Source organism: Pseudomonas sp. W15Feb9B (assembly GCF_000828175.1).
GTDB classification, from domain to species: Bacteria; Pseudomonadota; Gammaproteobacteria; order Pseudomonadales; family Pseudomonadaceae; genus Aquipseudomonas; species Aquipseudomonas parakoreensis.
In genome coordinates, this window is sequence record NZ_JTKF01000008.1 from 19,612 (window position 1) to 36,272 (window position 16,661).

The window sequence follows — 16,661 nt, forward strand, 5'->3', positions numbered from 1 at the left end:
TCGAGAGTAGCATTGGCTTCGTACCCACTTTATCGCCCTCCCAAGGAGCAACCCATCATGAAACGCCAATTACTGCTCAGCCTTACCCTGTCGATGCTAGCCAGCACTGCTTTCGCCTTGCCCGCTGCCGATCAGGCTACCCCACAAGTGAAATCCAGCCACTCGGTGTTCAGCCAGACGGTGGCTGCTGATGGCGGCGACCGCACGCCACAAGGCCAGACCCTCGCTGAAAACGGCCGTAATCGTCTGGAAGAAAAAGGCCTGGTACAAGACGGCTACGACAAGACGCCACAAGGCCAAGCTGTAGCAGAAGGCGGCCGTGATCGTCTGGAAGAGAAAGGTCTGGTGCAAGACGGCTATGACAAGACTCCACAAGGTCAGACCCTGGCTTCCGATGGCAGCGACCGCACTCCACAAGGCCAGACCCTCGCTGAAGGTGGTGGTGACCGCACCCCACAAGGCCAGACCCTTGCCGAAGACGGTTTCGACAAAACCCCACTGGGCCAAGCCGTTGCCGAAGGTGGTGGTGACCGTGTGATCGAACGCAACAGCGCTTTGAGCTAAGCCCATGGCGGCCTGGAAAAAAAGCCCAATCACCGGATTGGGCTTTTGACTTTTTCAGCACTGGCAATCTGCAAAACCCTTTTTTACCGCTGACATTCCCCCTGCCGTTCGACGCCAGCAAAGCCGATTTGCTAGAGTGCGGCGCTTGTCCCGCTCAAGAAAACGCCTTTGCGATGCTGCCCCGCGCCGAACAGAAACAACAGACCCGCAATGCCCTGATGGACGCTGCCCGCCATTTGATGGAAAGCGGCCGAGGATTCGGCAGCCTGAGCCTGCGCGAAGTAACCAAGACCGCCGGCATCGTGCCCACCGGTTTCTATCGGCATTTTGCCGACATGGACGAGCTGGGGCTGGTGCTGGTCAGTGAAGTCGGCCAGACCTTCCGCGAGACCATCCGCCTGGTGCGCCACAACGAATTCGTCATGGGCGGCATCATCGATGCGTCGGTGCGGATCTTCCTCGACGTGGTCAGCGCCAACCGCTCGCAATTTCTGTTTCTCGCCCGCGAACAGTACGGCGGCTCGCTGCCGGTGCGTCAGGCGATCGGTCGTCTGCGCGAGAACATCAGCGCCGACCTCGCCGCCGACCTGACGCTGATGCCCAAGTTGCAACATCTGGATGCAGCCGGCCTGAGCGTGATAGCCGACCTGATCGTCAAATCGGTGTTCGCCACCCTGCCGGACATCATCGACCCGCCTGCCGAGGCCCTGCCGGAACATTTGACACCCCAGGCGAAGATCACCCAGCAATTGCGCTTCATCTTTATCGGCCTCAAGCACTGGCAAGGGCTGGGCAGCACCGAGTAAAGATCAAAAGATCGCAGCCTTCGGCAGCTCCTACACCAACCCCCTGTAGGAGCTGCCGAAGGCTGCGATCTTTTTTATTGGCCACAAATTGGTGCATGTAAAAATCTTCACGCACCAAAATCTTCCAAAATCCCGCAACATCTTGAAACATCCTCTACGCTCCGACAGAGATTTCCTACATCTCGCACGGTTGGCAAGCCCCTTGCTCTAGCCCTCTCTACAGTCCACTGCTGGAAGCTTTCCGATGCTGGTGATTCATCGCAGAATCGACCCTCAACCTGTCTGGTCCGCCGAGTTGCACCTGACGTTCGAAGCGCGGAGCAAAAGCCGTCTGCGCTGTTTCAGTGCCGACGGTGAAGACGTCGGGTTGTTTCTGGAGCGCGGTCAGGCGCCGTTATACGACGGCGAATGCCTGCAGGCCGAAGACGGCCGCATCGTTCGCGTCTGCGCCCGCCCCGAGCAACTGCTGCACGTCACCTGCGCCAATGCCTTTGAACTGACCCGCGCCGCCTATCACCTGGGCAACCGCCACGTCGCTCTGCAAGTCGGCGATGGCTGGCTGCGTCTGCTCGATGATTACGTGCTCAAGGCCATGCTCGAACAGCTCGGCGCGCAGGTCGAAGCGATTGAAGCGCCGTTCCAGCCGGAGCACGGTGCCTACGGCGGCGGCCATCATCATTCGCGGCATGGCGACGAAGATTTCAACTACGCGCCCAAACTCCATCAGTTCGGCGTTCGCCTGTGAATCCGGCCTGGGCGCTGCTGCGCCTGGCCAGTCCGCAACTGCCGATTGGCGGCTACAGCTATTCGCAAGGCCTGGAAATGGCGGTGGATAACGGCCGCGTGAACAACCCGGACAGCGCCCGGCGCTGGATCAGCGATCAACTGCTGCTCAACCTCGCCCGTTTCGAAGCGCCGCTGCTGCTCGCCCATTGTCAGGCTGCGGCCGAGGAAAACTGGCCCGAGTTGCTGCATCTCTGCGAAACCCACCGTGCCAGCCGCGAGACCCGCGAATTGCATCTTGAGAGCCGGCAGATGGGTTACTCGCTGCAGCAGTTGCTCAATGGCCTGCCGGAACTCGACGCGCCGGCCCGCCGCTTTCTTGAGCAATGCGCGGAACCGCATCTGGCCCTCGGCTGGGCACTCGCCGCCCGCGCCTGGGGCATCAGCCCGCAAGACGCCCTTGCCGCGTGGTTATGGAGCTGGCTGGAAAACCAGCTCGCGGTATTGATGAAAACCCTGCCGCTGGGCCAGCAAGCCGCCCAGCGCCTGACCAGCGAACTGCTGCCGCTGCTGCAACAGGCGCAGCAGGACGCCACCCGCATTAATCCCGAACACATCGGCAGCGCCGCGTTCGGCCTGTCCCTGGCGTGCATGGCGCATGAGCGCCAGTACAGCCGACTGTTTCGCTCTTAGGAGAACAAACCATGAACACACAACCCCTGCGCGTCGGCATCGGCGGCCCGGTCGGTTCCGGCAAAACCGCATTGACCCTGGCCCTGTGCCTGGCGCTGCGTGATCGCTACAACCTGGCCGTCGTCACCAACGACATCTACACCCGCGAAGACGCCGACTTTCTGGTGCGCAACGAAGCGCTGGCACCGGAGCGGATCATCGGCGTGGAAACCGGCGGCTGCCCGCACACGGCAATCCGCGAGGACGCCTCGATCAACCTCGAAGCCGTCGATCAACTGAACCGACGCTTTCCGGGGCTGGACCTGATTCTGGTGGAGTCCGGTGGCGACAACCTGTCGGCAACCTTCAGCCCGGAGCTGTCAGACCTGACCATTTACGTGATCGACGTCTCTGCCGGCGACAAGCTGCCGCGCAAGGGCGGGCCGGGGATCTGCAAGTCCGATCTGCTGGTGATCAACAAGATCGATCTGGCGCCGCTGGTCGGCGCGTCGCTGGAAATGATGAACAGCGACACCCAGCGCATGCGTAACGGCAAGCCGTTCGTCTTCAGCAACCAGAAAACCGGACAGGGCCTGGAAGACATCATTGCCTTCATCGAACGCCAAGGCCTGCTGAACGCCGCCTGATTCATTGACCAACAAGGAAGCTTCTCCATGACACTCAAACGCATTCTCGGCGCCGTGGCGCTGCTGCTGACCCCAGCCCTCGCCTTCGCCCACCCGGGCCACGGCGACAGTGGGCTGGTCGCCGGTATCAGCCACCCGATCGGCGGCCTCGACCACTTGCTGGCGATGATTGCGGTCGGCCTGTGGGCGGCGCAGCAACAAGGTGCGGCGCGTTGGGCGCTGCCGTGCACCTTCGTCGGCACCATGCTGATCGGCGGCATGCTCGGTTTTGAAGGGCTGGAGCTGCCGGCGCTGGAAAGCGGGATCGCCGCTTCGGTGCTGGCGCTGGGTCTGGCAGTGGCACTGGCGGTGCGTCCACCGCTGGTGATGGCGGTGGCGGCGACGGCGTTGTTCGCGTTGTTCCATGGCGTGGCGCACGGCCTGGAACTGCCGGACATGAGCAGCCCGTGGGCGTATGCCGCCGGTTTTGTCGCGGCGACGGCAGCGCTGCATGCGGCGGGTTATGGCCTGGTGCGCGTGTTGCCTCAGGCTGCCGCGCCGCTGGTGCGACTGGCCGGTGCTGCTTCGGCGCTGACCGGCGCCTGGTTGCTGGCCGGCTGATCTCTACCGCCTGAACCGGCCCCATCGCTGGCAAGCCAGCTCCCACAGGTTTGTGGTTGATAACAATCCTTGTGGGAGCTGGCTTGCCAGCGATGACGGCCGATCAGACACCGAGACTCTAACAGCAGTCTCTCTGCTACCATGTCGCGCAATCGCCCCAGCCGTGACGACGTCCGCCAATGCCCCATGCTTGCCGCTCCACCTCCCTGCCCGAATTGACCGCCCTGTTCAGCGACGTGCAACAGCACTTTCTGAACGTGATCGTGCCGCTCTGGCAAGGCCCGGGCTGGAACGCCGACATGGCGCTGCCTTACGAGGCACTCGACGCGACGCATCAACCCTTGCCACCGCAACGCTACCGGGCGATGGCCTGCGCACGGCAGCTGTACCTGTTTTCCAGCCTGATCGGGGTTGTGGATAACGCCGAGGTGCGCGCCGCCGCGCTGTTCCGCTCGCTGCAACGGCACTTCCATGATGCCGAGCACGGCGGCTGGTTCTACAGCATCGACGCGCAGGGCCAGCCGCTGGATCAGCGCAAAGACCTCTACACCCACGCCTTCATCCTGTTCGCCTGCGCCCATTACTGGGCCAAGTCCCGGGAGCCGCTGGTGGAATCCACGCTCAACGCCGCACTGGAAATCATCGGCCGGCGCTTCGCCACCGGTGATGGCCTGTACGAAGCCTGCCTGGACCGCGACTGGATCACCCTGCAAACCGGGCCACTGCAGAACCCGCTGATGCACTTGGCCGAAGCGTTCCTCGCCACTTTGGCGGTACGTGAAGACGCGGCGACGCAGCAAGCGCTGGTCGAGTTATGCACAGCCATGCACACGCAGTTCGTCGATCCGCAGCACGGAGTGTTGATGGAGAAGCCGCTCGGGGCTGTGGATAACTGGTACGAGCCAGGGCATCAGTTCGAATGGTATTTCCTGCTTGAATCTTCAGCGCTGCTGCGCGGTTCGAAACTGCACGCGGCGCTGGAGCGAGCCTTTGCTTTCACCGAGCAATTCGGCGTTGAACAGCCTTCAGGGGCGGTGCGGGCGATGCTCGATCTGGAACTGGACGGTCGCCCGAAAGATTCGACTCAGCGCATCTGGGCGCAGGCGGAATACCTGCGCGCCCTGACCTTGCGCCCTAACAGCGAAGGCACCGTGCTGCGCCAGTTGCAGGCGCTGCAGCAGCGTTTTCTGCACGCGGGCGGGTGGCATGAATGCCGAGATGAGCTGGGAGAGGTCAGCCGCAAGGACATGCCTTCAACAACGCCTTATCACTTGGCGACGTGCTACAGCGGGCTGGCTGAATACCTGAACTGATTGACTGAACTTATCCTGTGGCGAGGGAGCTTGCTCCCGCTTGAGTGCGCAGCACTCACAAAAATCCGGGGCCGCTTCGCAGCCCAGCGCGAGCAAGCTCGCTCGCCACAGGAGATTCAGCAGTCCTGAATCAGGCAATCCACTTCTTGTCACCGGTGAAGCTGATGGTCAACCAGCGCGCCGCATCCGGCTCGCCCAACTGCGCCGAAATCTCCTCCCGCAACGCATCCAGTTGCCCAACGCTGTGCAACCGATAATCCGCCGGCAACACCACATGAATCTCGATGAACCGCGCCCGTCCGTGCTTCTGCACGTAGGTCACGTAATCGTCGAAACCGTGTTCGACCTTCGCCGCCTCCATGACCTGACGCACCTGGTCATCCAGCGTATCCGGGGCAATACCCAGCACATCGCGCAGCGCCGGGCCGAGGATCTTGAACGCCGGCGGCAACATGGTCAGCGCCAGCACGATCAGGATCAGCGGGTCGACAAACTTCGCCCACGCCTCAAAGCCCTGAGCCTTGAGCAGCAGCGCCGCGAGAAAACTGATCAACAGGCCGACCGAGAGCATCGCGTCCACCAGCCAGCTGATGTTGTCGAACTGGATCAGGCTGGACTTGAGTTTGCGATTGCGCCGACGCACGTAGAAGAAATAGGCGAATTCAACGACGGTGAACACCGCCGCATAAATGATCACCAGCCCCAACTCGATGTCGCGACCGCCGTTGATGATGCCGAACACACCGTTAAGAAACGCATAGATAGCGATCAACAGCAGGAAGCTGCCTTCGATCAGCAGCACCATCGGCTCCAGATGCCAGAACCCGAACTGGAAGCGATGATTGCTTTCTTTGGCGATCAACCTGGCGGTGATCAACATCAGTACTTTGATGAACGTTGCGATCAGCGAGAAAAAACCATCGAAAAGGATGGATTGCGAACCTGAAACAAAACCGGTGACGATCCCGGCAATCGACACCGCGAACATCAGGATGGTCGATTGTTTGAGCAGTGACTGCTCACCTCGGTTACTCACGTAGCCTCCTCTAAAAACCCTTGAACCGCGGGGTGCGGTGGGGTTGTTGAGGAGAGAGTTTACCTTATCGCCATGTTTTGCCTGTTACGGCCTCATCGCTGGCAAGCCAGCTCCCACAGGTACCGAGTCGATTACAAGATTTATGTATACCGACGATCCTGTGGGAGCTGGCTTGCCAGCGATGGCCATTATGCGGTCTTACGCCTTGTTACGCTCGATGGCGAACCCGGCCCAGGTCTGGCTCACCGGCATCAGCTCCAGGCTGTTGATGTTGATGTGCGCCGGGGCGTTGAGCACCCAGAAGATGGTCTCGGCGATGTCCTGCGGCTGGATCGGCTCGGCCCCGGCGTAGGTGGCGTTGTAGCGTTCCTGGTCACCGGCAAAACGCACCAGCGAGAACTCGCTTTCGCACAGGCCCGGCTCGATGTTGCTGACGCGCACGCCGGTGCCCTGCAGGTCGCAGCGCAGGTTCAGCGAGAATTGCTTGACGAACGCCTTGGTCGCGCCATACACGTGGCTGCCCGGGTACGGATAGTTACCGGCGATGGAGCCGAGGTTGACAATGCCGGCGCCACGGCCATGAGCGATCAACCGTGGCAACAGCAGGCGGGTGCTGTACATCAGGCCTTTGACGTTGGTGTCGACCATGGTGTCCCAGTCGTCGAGGTCGCATTTCGGTGCCGGATCGACGCCCAGCGCCAGCCCGGCGTTGTTGATCAAGCCACGCAGCTTGGCGAACGACGGCGGCAGATTGGCAATTGCCTCTTCCATCGCCTTGCGGTCACGTACATCGAGTACCAAGCCATGCACTTCAGTCTGCTTCGACAGTTCCGCGCACAGGGCATTCAGACGCTCTGCACGACGACCGGTCAACACCAGTTTCCAGCCAGCCTCGGCAAATCGACGGGCACAGGCTTCACCAAAACCGGAGGTTGCGCCGGTAATAAACAGGGTGTTGGACATCGTGTTCTCCTTGCGTCGGCCGCCAGCGCAGCCATTGGAATAGAAAATCAGCAGCCAGCATGCCCGGCCCGGCATTTACGAGCAACACCCGCACCGGGACATATTCCGATCAAATTTTGATCAACCGTCGCTACGCCATACCTGCCGTGGCCTGTAGCCATGTGCACGCACGTTATCCACAGTCCCTTCCACAGTTTCCGGGGGCAAGTAGAATCGCGCAAAGCCGCGCCACACAAGGCTTTGCGCCGGAAATAGAAAGTTTTTTGCTTGACCCTGAAGCAGCAGTTGTGCGGGACATGGCATTTTGCACGACCGACCGGTCACCGTCGTGATTGCGCGAGGCCAGTAATTACGGCCCTCAGCGCGGTCTTTCCAGAGTTTAGTCACAGACTTATCCACAGGCTTGCTCACATCAAATCGCCTGTGTCGCCACCCGCACAAAAGGGTTGACAACGACGTCTTCAGCTCCAGCAAAAACGCCTGATCAAAAAACATTCATCGCCCTGCAAGCCACGTTAAACAAGGCCTGCAGCCAGCTACTCCCACGTTATTCACAGCCGGCTCCACAGCAAACGGGGACAAGTCAAAACTATGGAAAAACAGCCATTTGCAGCGTCTATATGTCGCGCTTTGGCAGCTTGGGGAATTTGTTTTCCACAATTTCAAAATCTGCTTGATGTCCTGGCTTGATTCCATGTAGGAGCTGCCGAAGGCTGCGATCTTTTGATGTTGTTTTTCAAGATCAAAAGATCGCAGCCTTCGGCAGCTCCTACAGGGGATCTGTGTGAACTTGAGATGTAAAAAGCCCCGGGACTTGCGTCGCGGGGCTTGTGGACAACTCACGAACAATCAGTGCCCGCCCAGATAGGCGTTACGCACCTCCTCGTTCACCAGCAGTTCTTTACCGGTACCGGTCAGGCGAATCTCGCCGTTGACCATCACATACGCGCGGTCCGACAGCTTCAGCGCATGGTTGGCGTTCTGCTCGACGAGGAAAATGGTCATGCCGGTTTTCGCCAGTTCGCGCAGCGTGGCAAAGATCTGTTTCACCACGATCGGCGCCAGACCCAGGCTCGGTTCATCGAGCAGCAACAGCTTCGGCCGACTCATCAAGGCCCGGGCGATGGCGAGCATTTGCTGTTCGCCGCCGGACATGGTCATCGCCCGCTGAGTGCGGCGCTCTTCGAGCCGCGGGAACAGCTCGAACATGCGCTGCATGTCCTCTTTGGCATACTTGTCGCCAATCGGGATGGTGCCCATCAGCAGGTTTTCCTCGACGGTCATGTCGGGGAACACCCGCCGCCCTTCCGGCGACTGCGCGATGCCGTTGGAGGCGATGTAGTGCGAGGACTTGTGGGTGATGTCGATGCCTTGATAGAGGATCTGTCCGCCCGCCGCCCGTGGCTGGCCGAAGATCGACATCAGCAGCGTCGATTTGCCTGCGCCGTTGGAGCCGATCAGGCTGACAGTCTCGCCTTCGTTGATCTCAAGCGACACGCCTTTGAGGGCCTGGATCGGGCCATAGAACACGTCCAGGTCTTTGAGTTCGAGGATCGGTTTGCTCATACCAGTTCCTCTTCGTCGGCGCCCAGGTAGGCGGCAATCACTTTTGGATCGTTGCGAATCGCATCGGGTCCACCCTCGGCGATGACCACGCCGTGATCCAGCACCACGATGTGGTCGGAAATGCTCATCACCATGCCCATGTCGTGTTCGATCAGCACCACGGTCAGATCATGCTCGTCGCGCAGCAGCCGGATCATCGCGCTCAGCGCTTCGGTTTCCTGAGGGTTGAGGCCGGCGGCCGGTTCGTCGAGGCAGATGATCTGCGGCCGCGTGCACATGGCCCGGGCGATCTCCAGACGACGTTGCTGACCGTAGGACAGTTCACCGGCCAGGCGGTTGGCGCAGTCCACCAGATCGACCACTTCCAGCCAGTAGAACGCGCAGTCCAGCGCATCGCTTTCCGCTTTGCGGTAGCCCTTGGTGTTGAGGATGCCGGCGAGCATGTTGCGGTTGACCCACATGTGCTGCGCCACCAGCAGGTTTTCCAGCACCGACATTTCCTTGAACAGGCGAATGTTCTGGAAGGTCCGGGCCAGGCCGGCGCGGTTCACCAGATGCGTGCCACCAAACATCTTGTAATACAGGCGACTGAGGAAGCTTTTCGGCGAGACGAAGTCGGTCGGTTTGAACGACTCGCCCAGCAGCTGGATGACGTTGGTCTGCTTGCCGCGCACGTTGAGTTCGATCTTGCCACCGGAGGCCTTGTAGAACCCGGTCAGGCAGTTGAATACCGTGGTCTTGCCGGCACCGTTCGGCCCGATCAGGGCAAAGATCGAGTTGCGTTTGACCTTGAGGCTGACATCGCTCAAGGCCTTGATGCCACCGAAGTGCATCATCAGTTTTTCCACAGAGAGTACGACTTCACTCATGGCGCAGTCCTCTCATAGTGAATGGCACCTTTGCGTGGAGTAACCCCGGTACGGCTGATGCGGATCAGCCCTCGAGGTCGCCAGATCATCATCAACACCATCAGGATGCCGAACAGCAGCACGCGGTATTCAGCGAAGCCGCGCAGCAGCTCCGGAGCAACCGTGAGCACGAACGCTGCGATCACCACGCCGATGGTCGAACCCATGCCGCCGAGCACGACGATGGCGAGAATCAGCGCCGATTCGAAGAAGGTGAACGAGGTCGGGTTGACGAAGCCTTGATAGGTGGCGAAGAACACCCCGGCCAGACCTGCGGTCGACGCACCGATGGTGAACGCCGAGAGCTTGACCAGTACGTGGTTCAGGCCCATCGAGCGGCAGGCGATTTCATCTTCGCGCAGCGCTTCCCAGGCGCGACCCACCGGCATTTTCACCAGACGATGCTTGATGTACAGCACGGCCAGCACCACCAGGAACAACACCGTATAGATGAAGTAATACTTCACGTCCGGGTTGTAGGCGATGCCGAAAAACTCATGAAACGGTACCCCGCCATCCTTGGCCCGCTTGCCGAATTCCAGGCCGAAGAACGTCGGCAAGGGCGCCGGCATGCCGTTCGGCCCGCCGGTCAGCGACAGCCAGTTGTTGAGGATCAGGCGGATGATTTCACCGAAGCCCAGGGTCACGATGGCCAGATAGTCACCGTGCAGACGCAGCACCGGAAAACCGAGGATGCAGCCGGCCAGGCCCGCGGTGATCGCCGCCAGCGGCAGCACAGTCCAGAAGCCCAGCCCGAGGTATTGATAACCGAGCGCCAGACCGTAGGCACCGATGGCGTAGAACGCCACGTAACCGAGGTCGAGCAGACCGGCGAGGCCAACCACGATGTTCAGCCCCAGCCCCAGCAACACGTAGATCAGCCCGAGGATGACCACGCCCAGCAGGTACGAGTTGGAGACAAACGGCACAATCACCGCCAGCACTATCAGCAGTGGAATGATCCAGCGCAGGCGTGATTTGTGATCGGCAGGCAGCACATGTACACCGGAACCGGTGCTCTCGAATCCATCGAGGATCTTCAGGCCCTTGGGCGTCTGCAGAAACAGGCTCAAGGCAAAGCGGCCGATCATGACAATGCCAATGATCCACGCCACGCGGGTTGGTTCGAGGTTGAAGCTGTAGCCGTCGAGCACGACACCGACAATCGGGCCGAACACAATCAAGGCAATAAGGCCGGCCAGAATCGCCTCAACCAGGCTTTTTTTGATATCGATGTTTTTTTGAGTGGTTGAAGACATCGCTTACACCTTCGACACAAGAGGACGGCCCAACAGGCCCTGAGGCCGGAAGACCAGAACAAGTACGAGCAGCGAGAAGCTGAACACGTCTTTGTAGTCGGAGTTGACCAGGCCCGAGAACAGCGACTCGGAGATCCCGAGAATGATCCCGCCGAGCATCGCGCCGGGCAGTGAGCCGATCCCGCCGAGCACGGCGGCGGTGAACGCCTTGATGCCGATGACGAAGCCTGCGTAGAAGTCGAACGTGCCGTAGTTCATGGTGATCAGCACGCCGGCCAGAGCCGCCATCGCTGCACCAATGATGAACACGTAGGAAATCACCCGGTCGGTGTTGATCCCCAGGATCGAGGCCATCTTGCGGTCTTGCTGGGTGGCGCGGCACATGCGGCCGAGCTTGGTGTACTTGATCACGTAGGTCAGCAGGCCCATGCCGACGAACGCGGCCACCAGAATGAAGATCTTGGTGTAGGTCAGCTGGACGAAACCGCTGCCGACGTCAATGCGCCAGGCACCGGTGAGCAGCGTTGGAACACCCTGTTGGCGGGCGCCCTGGCTGATCTGGGCATAGTTCTGCAGGATCAGGGAGATACCAATGGCACTGATCAGCGGTGCCAGGCGGGTGGAGTTGCGCAGAGGTTTGTAGGCGACGCGTTCGATTACCCAACCATAGACGCCAGTGACGACGATGGTGAACACCAGCGTGCCGAGCATCAACAGCGGGAAGGATTCGATACCGAAGTAAGCCAGCAGAGCCAGACTGATTGCCGCCAGGTAAGCGGAAATCATGTAAACCTCGCCGTGGGCGAAGTTGATCATGCCGATGATGCCGTAGACCATTGTGTAGCCGATGGCGATCAGGCCATAGACCGACCCGAGGGTCAGGCCGTTGACCAGTTGCTGCAGGAAAATACCATCCATAACGCAATCTCACGCAATGAGAACCTGCCCGCCGGGGCGGGCGGTTCTTCTAGGAAAAATACAGATTTACGTCGGAGCAATGTCAGAGCGCGATGAGTCCAGACCCACCGATCTTCTGTGGGAGCTGGCTTGCCAGCGATAGCGGCGGATCAACCAATCTGTGTGTCGACTGACCTGACGCCATCGCGGGCAAGCCCGCTCCCACAGGTATTGGTGGGGATCAAGCTAATCGCGTCAGCCCTTACTTCTGTTTTTCCAGCTGATGGTATTTGCCACTCGCGTCCCACTGGTAAACCACGTAGTCGGACACTTTCAGGTCGCCTTTCTTGTCCCAGGCTTTCTCACCCATCACGGTTTTCACCGGGTTGGCCTTGAGCCATTCGGCGGCTTTTTCGCCACTGTTGGATTTGGCGCCGTTGAAGGCGGCCGCCAGGGTCTGAACCGACGCGTACGCGTACAGGGTGTAGCCTTCGGGTTCGGTGCCAGCCTTGCGGAACGCATCGACCACGGTCTTGCTGTCTGGCAGCAGACGTGGGTCGGCGCCGAAGGTCATCAGCACGCCGTCAACGTATTGCGGGCCACCGGCGGTGGTCACCAGTTCGTCGGTGACGATGCCGTCATCAGACATGAACTTCACGTCTTTCAGGCCTTCGGTGCGCAGTTGCTTGACCAGCGGCCCGGCTTCCGGGTGCAGGCCGCCGAAGTAGACCACGTCGGCACCGGCCGCACGGATCTTGGTGACCACGGCGCTGAAGTCTTTCTCGCCACGAGTCAGGCCTTCATACAGCACCGGCTTCACGCCACGCTTTTCCAGTTGAGCCTTGGTCGCATCGGCCAGGCCCTGACCGTAAGTGTCCTTGTCGTGCAGCACGGCGACTTTCTTGCCCTTGAGCACATCGACAATGTAATCGCCCGCGACGATGCCTTGCTGGTCATCACGCCCGCACATACGGAACATGGCGCTCAGGCCGCGCTCGGTCACTTGCGGGTTGGTGGAACCCGGGGTGATCGCGATAACACCGGCTTCATCGTAGATTTCCGACGCTGGAATGGTGGAGGAAGAGCAGAAGTGACCGACCACACCGGCCACCTTCTGGTTGACCAGATCCTTCGCAACCGTTACTGCCTGTTTCGGTTCGCAGGCGTCATCGCCCTTGACCAGTACGATTTTCTCGCCGTTGACGCCACCCGCCGCGTTGACCGCGTCCGCCGCCGCCTGTGCACCCTTCATGTACTGCTCGCCAAATGCCGCGTTGGCGCCAGTCATTGGACCCGCTACACCGATTTTCACATCAGCTTGAGCAAACGCAGAAACACCCAACGCAGTAGCCACTGCGAGGGCCAGAAAGCCTTTCTTGTAAAACGTCTGGGACATGAGGTGGTGCTCCAAGGTTTTTTTTAGTTGGCACTGCGACTTCACTTCACTGAATGCTCTGAGCAAGCGCCGTGCCATCGGTTTTTTATTCTTCAAAAAGTCGCTGCTTTCTTGTTATTTCGACTGTTTCGTTCCCATTTTCATTGGGCGTGCAACCGTCTAAACCGCGGAAGGTGAAACCTTTTTAAATCTCAGGCGCAACCCGCTTGCGCCATCATTGCAACCGCGGCACCAAACGACGTGCAACCAGCCTGTAACAGCTCGCGTCACCGAACTGCACACTGCTGGTGCGGGACTGCTACAACCCGCACCATTACAGGCTAGTCGCTACGCCGAAAAGCGCCGCGTTACGCAACATATTTCAACACTCAGATGACGATGCGCAGGCACTGGCCCGCGTGATACAGCGAGAACCCGGCCTCGTACAGGCAACTGCGCAGGCCGACACCGGCCAGGGGCTGCATCGGTGCGAAGGGGATCGGCAAGGCTTGAGGATTTCCGTTACACAGATAGTCGGCGAAGGCTTTGCCGACCACAGTGCCAGTGGTCACGCCACGACCGTTGTAACCGGTGACGGCCACCAGTCCCGGCGCCGGTTCGAACAGGCGCATCAGGTGATCGGGGGTGAAGGCAATGCGCCCGGTCCAGGTGCATTCCCATTCCACCGGTTTCAGGTTGGGGAAGTAATGCTGCTGCACCCGATCGGCCCAGGCCTTGAGGAACCACGTCGGTTTCTGGTTGCCGTTGCCCAGACTGCCGAGCAACAACCGGCCGTCCCTGTCGCGACGGATACTGCTCAGCACCTGCCGCGTGTCCCACGAGCCCTGCCCGCCGGGGAGAATGTCATGGGCGGCATCTTCGGTCAGCGGCACCGAGGCGACCTGATAGTAGTAACCGGGGAAAAAGTTGCGCTTGAGTTCGGTCCAGTCGCCCTCGGTGTAGGCGTTAGAGGCGATCACCACTTGCTCGGCGAGTACCGAACCGTGCTCGGTCTGCACTGACCATTGCTGGCCCACGCGCTCGAGACGGCTCACCGGCGAATGATCGAACATCTGCCCGCCCAGCCCTTTCACCGCATTGGCCAGTCCGGTGACATAGGCCATCGGGTTGAGCGTGCCGGCGCGGCGGTCGAGCAGCGCGGCAGCGATCTTTTGCGTGCCGGTGGCTTGCTCGCAGGCCTTGCCGGTGAGCAACTCGACGGGCGCTCCGCGACGCTTCCATTGTTGCTCGCGACTGCGCAGATCCGCTTCGCCCTTGGCGTTGTGCGCCATGTGCAGGGTGCCTTCGCGGCGCAACTGGCAATCGATGTGGTATTTATCCACAAGGCTGAACACCAGCGCTGGCGCCGCCCCGAGCATGCGGTTGAGCTGACTGCCGACCGCTTCGCCGAACCCGGCCTCGATCTCGTCCGGCGGGATCCACATGCCGGCGTTGACCAGCCCGACGTTGCGCCCGGAGCCGCCGTGACCTGCGCGATGCGCTTCCAGCACGCAGACGCTTTTGCCTTTTTCCAACAGATGCAGCGCCGCCGACAACCCGGTAAACCCGGCGCCGATCACGCAGACATCGACTTTGACCTCGCCCCGTAGCGCGGCGTTATCCGGGCGCTGCGGCGTGAGTTTTTCCCACAGACATTCTTCGCGTAACGGCATTGCCAGACTCCAACAGAAACCTAACCAATTGCGTTGTGGGCACTAAAAAGATCGCAGCCTTCGGCAGCTCCTACAAAACCGCAGCCAACCGCAGCCCTGTAGGAGCTGCCGAAGGCTGCGATCTTTTCAGCTTTTGCTCAATTTCAGTCGAAGGTAATGCCCTGCGCCAGCGGCAACTCCAGCGAGTAGTTCACGGTATTGGTCTGCCGACGCATGTACGCGCGCCAGGCGTCGGAACCCGACTCGCGGCCACCGCCGGTCTCCTTCTCGCCACCAAACGCGCCGCCAATTTCCGCGCCGCTCGGGCCGATGTTGACGTTGGCGATGCCGCAGTCACTGCCGACCGCCGACATGAACTGCTCGGCCTCGCGCACGTCGGTAGTGAAGATGCACGATGACAGGCCTTGCGGCACCGCGTTGTTCAAGCGCAGCGCTTCCTGGAAGTCGCTGTAGCCGACCACGTAGAGGATCGGCGCAAAGGTTTCGCTGCAGACCACATCGCTCTGCTCCGGCATTTCCACGATCGCCGGCGACACGTAGTAGGCATTCGGGAATTGATCTTCCAGTTGGCGCTTGCCACCGAACACCCGCCCGCCCTCGCTCAGTGCCTGCTCCAGCGCGTCCTGCATATTTTCGTAGCTGTGTTTGTCGATCAGCGGGCCGACCAGATTGCCTTCCAGCGGATGGCCGATGCGCACCTTGGCGTACGCGGCTTTGAGGCGGGTGACGATTTCTTCCTTCACCGACTCATGGGCAATCAGGCGACGCAGGGTGGTGCAACGCTGACCGGCGGTGCCGACCGCGCTGAACAGGATGGCGCGCACGGCCATGTCCAGATCGGCGCTCGGGCCGAGGATCATCGCGTTGTTGCCGCCCAGCTCAAGAATGCTGCGGGCGAAACGCGCGGCGACTTTCGGTGCCACTTCGCGGCCCATGCGGGTGCTGCCGGTGGCGCTGATCAGCGCCACGCGCGGATCATCCACCAGCGCTTCGCCAGCGTCACGGCCACCGATGATCACTTGGCACAGGTGCGCCGGCGCATCGCTGAAATTCTTCACCACGCGATCGAACAGTGCCTGGCAGGCCAGTGCGGTCAGCGGGGTTTTCTCCGACGGCTTCCACACCACCGGGTTACCGCAGACCAGCGCCAACGTGGTGTTCCACGCCCACACCGCGACGGGGAAGTTGAACGCGCTGATCACGCCGACCACGCCCAGCGGATGCCAGGTTTCACGCATGTGGTGGCCCGGGCGCTCGGAGGCGATGGTCAAGCCGTACAGTTGACGCGACAGGCCGACGGCGAAGTCGCAGATGTCGATCATCTCCTGCACTTCACCGAGGCCTTCCTGGGTAATCTTGCCCGCTTCCCACGACACCAGCTCGCCGAGGTCAGCCTTGTATTCGCGCAGCACCTCGCCGAACTGACGCACCAGCTCGCCGCGACGCGGGGCCGGCACCTTGCGCCACTGCTCGAACGCATGATCTGCGCGACTGATGTGCTGCTCGACTTCGGCCGGGCCTTCCCAGTTCACGGCGGCGATGCGGCTGCCGTCGATGGGCGAATGCACCGGCACTTTGCCGTTCTGGTACAGGGCCGGGTTCACACCAAGACGATCAAGCAATGCGGCAACCATGGGTCACTCCTCAAGCGAAAAACTG

16 protein-coding genes are annotated in these 16,661 nt (G+C 60.8%); 7 read left to right on the plus strand and 9 right to left on the minus strand.

All coding sequences use genetic code 11. From position 1 onward, the window contains the following. Positions 1-57 precede the first annotated feature (57 nt). The 7 genes from OC71_RS05820 (at position 58) to OC71_RS05850 (ending at position 5,325) form a co-directional block, all read left to right on the plus strand. Positions 58-564, plus strand: coding sequence for a hypothetical protein (locus OC71_RS05820; RefSeq protein ID WP_041065594.1), 507 nt, complete (start codon positions 58-60; stop codon positions 562-564). A gap of 173 nt (positions 565-737) precedes the next feature. After that, entirely contained in the window at positions 738-1,370 is a 633-nt protein-coding gene (locus tag OC71_RS05825) for a TetR family transcriptional regulator (protein WP_007966952.1), read from the plus strand. A 244-nt stretch (positions 1,371-1,614) separates the two neighbouring features. Beyond that, positions 1,615-2,115: an urease accessory protein UreE gene (gene ureE / locus OC71_RS05830; protein WP_003221180.1), complete on the plus strand. Its 501-nt coding sequence runs from the start codon at positions 1,615-1,617 to the stop codon at positions 2,113-2,115. After that, positions 2,112-2,786, plus strand: a complete 675-nt coding sequence (locus tag OC71_RS05835) for an urease accessory protein UreF (RefSeq protein WP_041065598.1) — start codon at positions 2,112-2,114, stop codon at positions 2,784-2,786. Before ureE ends, OC71_RS05835 begins: the two co-directional genes overlap by 4 nt. A gap of 11 nt (positions 2,787-2,797) precedes the next feature. Beyond that, a complete protein-coding gene (gene ureG, locus OC71_RS05840) occupies positions 2,798-3,412 on the plus strand; it encodes an urease accessory protein UreG (protein WP_041065601.1) in 615 nt (204 codons plus the stop codon). A gap of 27 nt (positions 3,413-3,439) precedes the next feature. Next, the gene (locus OC71_RS05845; protein ID WP_041065604.1) at positions 3,440-4,012 is read left to right on the plus strand and encodes a HupE/UreJ family protein; all 573 of its coding nucleotides are present in this window, start codon (positions 3,440-3,442) and stop codon (positions 4,010-4,012) included. Positions 4,013-4,191: 179 nt separating this feature from the next. Next, positions 4,192-5,325 carry an AGE family epimerase/isomerase gene (locus OC71_RS05850; protein ID WP_041065607.1) on the plus strand — a complete coding sequence of 378 codons (1,134 nt, stop codon included), beginning with the start codon at positions 4,192-4,194 and terminating at the stop codon, positions 5,323-5,325. Positions 5,326-5,455: 130 nt separating this feature from the next. On the opposite strand, the gene OC71_RS05855 is transcribed toward OC71_RS05850, so the two are convergent. The 9 genes from OC71_RS05855 to OC71_RS05895 all read right to left on the minus strand — a co-directional run bounded on the left by OC71_RS05855 (position 5,456) and on the right by OC71_RS05895 (position 16,636). Beyond that, positions 5,456-6,361 (minus strand): cation diffusion facilitator family transporter, encoded by a 906-nt coding sequence (locus tag OC71_RS05855; RefSeq protein ID WP_041065610.1) that lies wholly within the window; start codon positions 6,359-6,361, stop codon positions 5,456-5,458. A gap of 198 nt (positions 6,362-6,559) precedes the next feature. Next, on the minus strand, positions 6,560-7,324 hold the full coding sequence (locus tag OC71_RS05860; RefSeq protein ID WP_041065617.1) for an SDR family oxidoreductase: 765 nt from the start codon (positions 7,322-7,324) through the stop codon (positions 6,560-6,562). Positions 7,325-8,173: 849 nt separating this feature from the next. Next, positions 8,174-8,890, minus strand: a complete 717-nt coding sequence (locus OC71_RS05865; RefSeq protein ID WP_041065619.1) for an ABC transporter ATP-binding protein — start codon at positions 8,888-8,890, stop codon at positions 8,174-8,176. Next, the gene (locus tag OC71_RS05870) at positions 8,887-9,759 is read right to left on the minus strand and encodes an ABC transporter ATP-binding protein (RefSeq protein ID WP_041065624.1); all 873 of its coding nucleotides are present in this window, start codon (positions 9,757-9,759) and stop codon (positions 8,887-8,889) included. The genes OC71_RS05865 and OC71_RS05870 overlap by 4 nt, the downstream gene beginning before the upstream one ends. After that, the gene (gene livM / locus OC71_RS05875) at positions 9,756-11,057 is read right to left on the minus strand and encodes a high-affinity branched-chain amino acid ABC transporter permease LivM (protein WP_041065627.1); all 1,302 of its coding nucleotides are present in this window, start codon (positions 11,055-11,057) and stop codon (positions 9,756-9,758) included. The genes OC71_RS05870 and livM overlap by 4 nt, the downstream gene beginning before the upstream one ends. 3 nt (positions 11,058-11,060) lie before the next feature. Next, on the minus strand, positions 11,061-11,975 hold the full coding sequence (locus OC71_RS05880) for a branched-chain amino acid ABC transporter permease (protein WP_027613532.1): 915 nt from the start codon (positions 11,973-11,975) through the stop codon (positions 11,061-11,063). Between the two features lie 241 nt (positions 11,976-12,216). Continuing rightward, entirely contained in the window at positions 12,217-13,350 is a 1,134-nt protein-coding gene (locus OC71_RS05885; protein WP_041065631.1) for an ABC transporter substrate-binding protein, read from the minus strand. Between the two features lie 368 nt (positions 13,351-13,718). After that, complete coding sequence (locus OC71_RS05890; protein WP_041065634.1) at positions 13,719-15,002, minus strand: FAD-binding oxidoreductase; 1,284 nt, start codon at positions 15,000-15,002, stop codon at positions 13,719-13,721. 143 nt (positions 15,003-15,145) lie between these two features. Further along, positions 15,146-16,636, minus strand: a complete 1,491-nt coding sequence (locus tag OC71_RS05895; RefSeq protein WP_041065639.1) for an aldehyde dehydrogenase family protein — start codon at positions 16,634-16,636, stop codon at positions 15,146-15,148. Between the last annotated feature and the right edge of the window lie 25 nt (positions 16,637-16,661).

What these genes read in the sequence shown, in the direction of transcription:
- OC71_RS05890 (WP_041065634.1), bottom strand. Translation starts at nt 15,002, where the DNA reads ATGCCGTTACGCGAAGAATGTCTGTGGGAAAAACTCACGCCGCAGCGC.
- OC71_RS05865 (WP_041065619.1), bottom strand. Translation starts at nt 8,890, where the DNA reads ATGAGCAAACCGATCCTCGAACTCAAAGACCTGGACGTGTTCTATGGC.
- OC71_RS05825 (WP_007966952.1), top strand. Translation starts at nt 738, where the DNA reads ATGCTGCCCCGCGCCGAACAGAAACAACAGACCCGCAATGCCCTGATG.
- OC71_RS05880 (WP_027613532.1), bottom strand. Translation starts at nt 11,975, where the DNA reads ATGGATGGTATTTTCCTGCAGCAACTGGTCAACGGCCTGACCCTCGGG.
- ureG (WP_041065601.1), top strand. Translation starts at nt 2,798, where the DNA reads ATGAACACACAACCCCTGCGCGTCGGCATCGGCGGCCCGGTCGGTTCC.
- livM (WP_041065627.1), bottom strand. Translation starts at nt 11,057, where the DNA reads ATGTCTTCAACCACTCAAAAAAACATCGATATCAAAAAAAGCCTGGTT.
- OC71_RS05870 (WP_041065624.1), bottom strand. Translation starts at nt 9,759, where the DNA reads ATGAGTGAAGTCGTACTCTCTGTGGAAAAACTGATGATGCACTTCGGT.
- OC71_RS05895 (WP_041065639.1), bottom strand. Translation starts at nt 16,636, where the DNA reads ATGGTTGCCGCATTGCTTGATCGTCTTGGTGTGAACCCGGCCCTGTAC.
- OC71_RS05820 (WP_041065594.1), top strand. Translation starts at nt 58, where the DNA reads ATGAAACGCCAATTACTGCTCAGCCTTACCCTGTCGATGCTAGCCAGC.
- OC71_RS05885 (WP_041065631.1), bottom strand. Translation starts at nt 13,350, where the DNA reads ATGTCCCAGACGTTTTACAAGAAAGGCTTTCTGGCCCTCGCAGTGGCT.
- OC71_RS05860 (WP_041065617.1), bottom strand. Translation starts at nt 7,324, where the DNA reads ATGTCCAACACCCTGTTTATTACCGGCGCAACCTCCGGTTTTGGTGAA.
- OC71_RS05850 (WP_041065607.1), top strand. Translation starts at nt 4,192, where the DNA reads ATGCCCCATGCTTGCCGCTCCACCTCCCTGCCCGAATTGACCGCCCTG.
- ureE (WP_003221180.1), top strand. Translation starts at nt 1,615, where the DNA reads ATGCTGGTGATTCATCGCAGAATCGACCCTCAACCTGTCTGGTCCGCC.
- OC71_RS05845 (WP_041065604.1), top strand. Translation starts at nt 3,440, where the DNA reads ATGACACTCAAACGCATTCTCGGCGCCGTGGCGCTGCTGCTGACCCCA.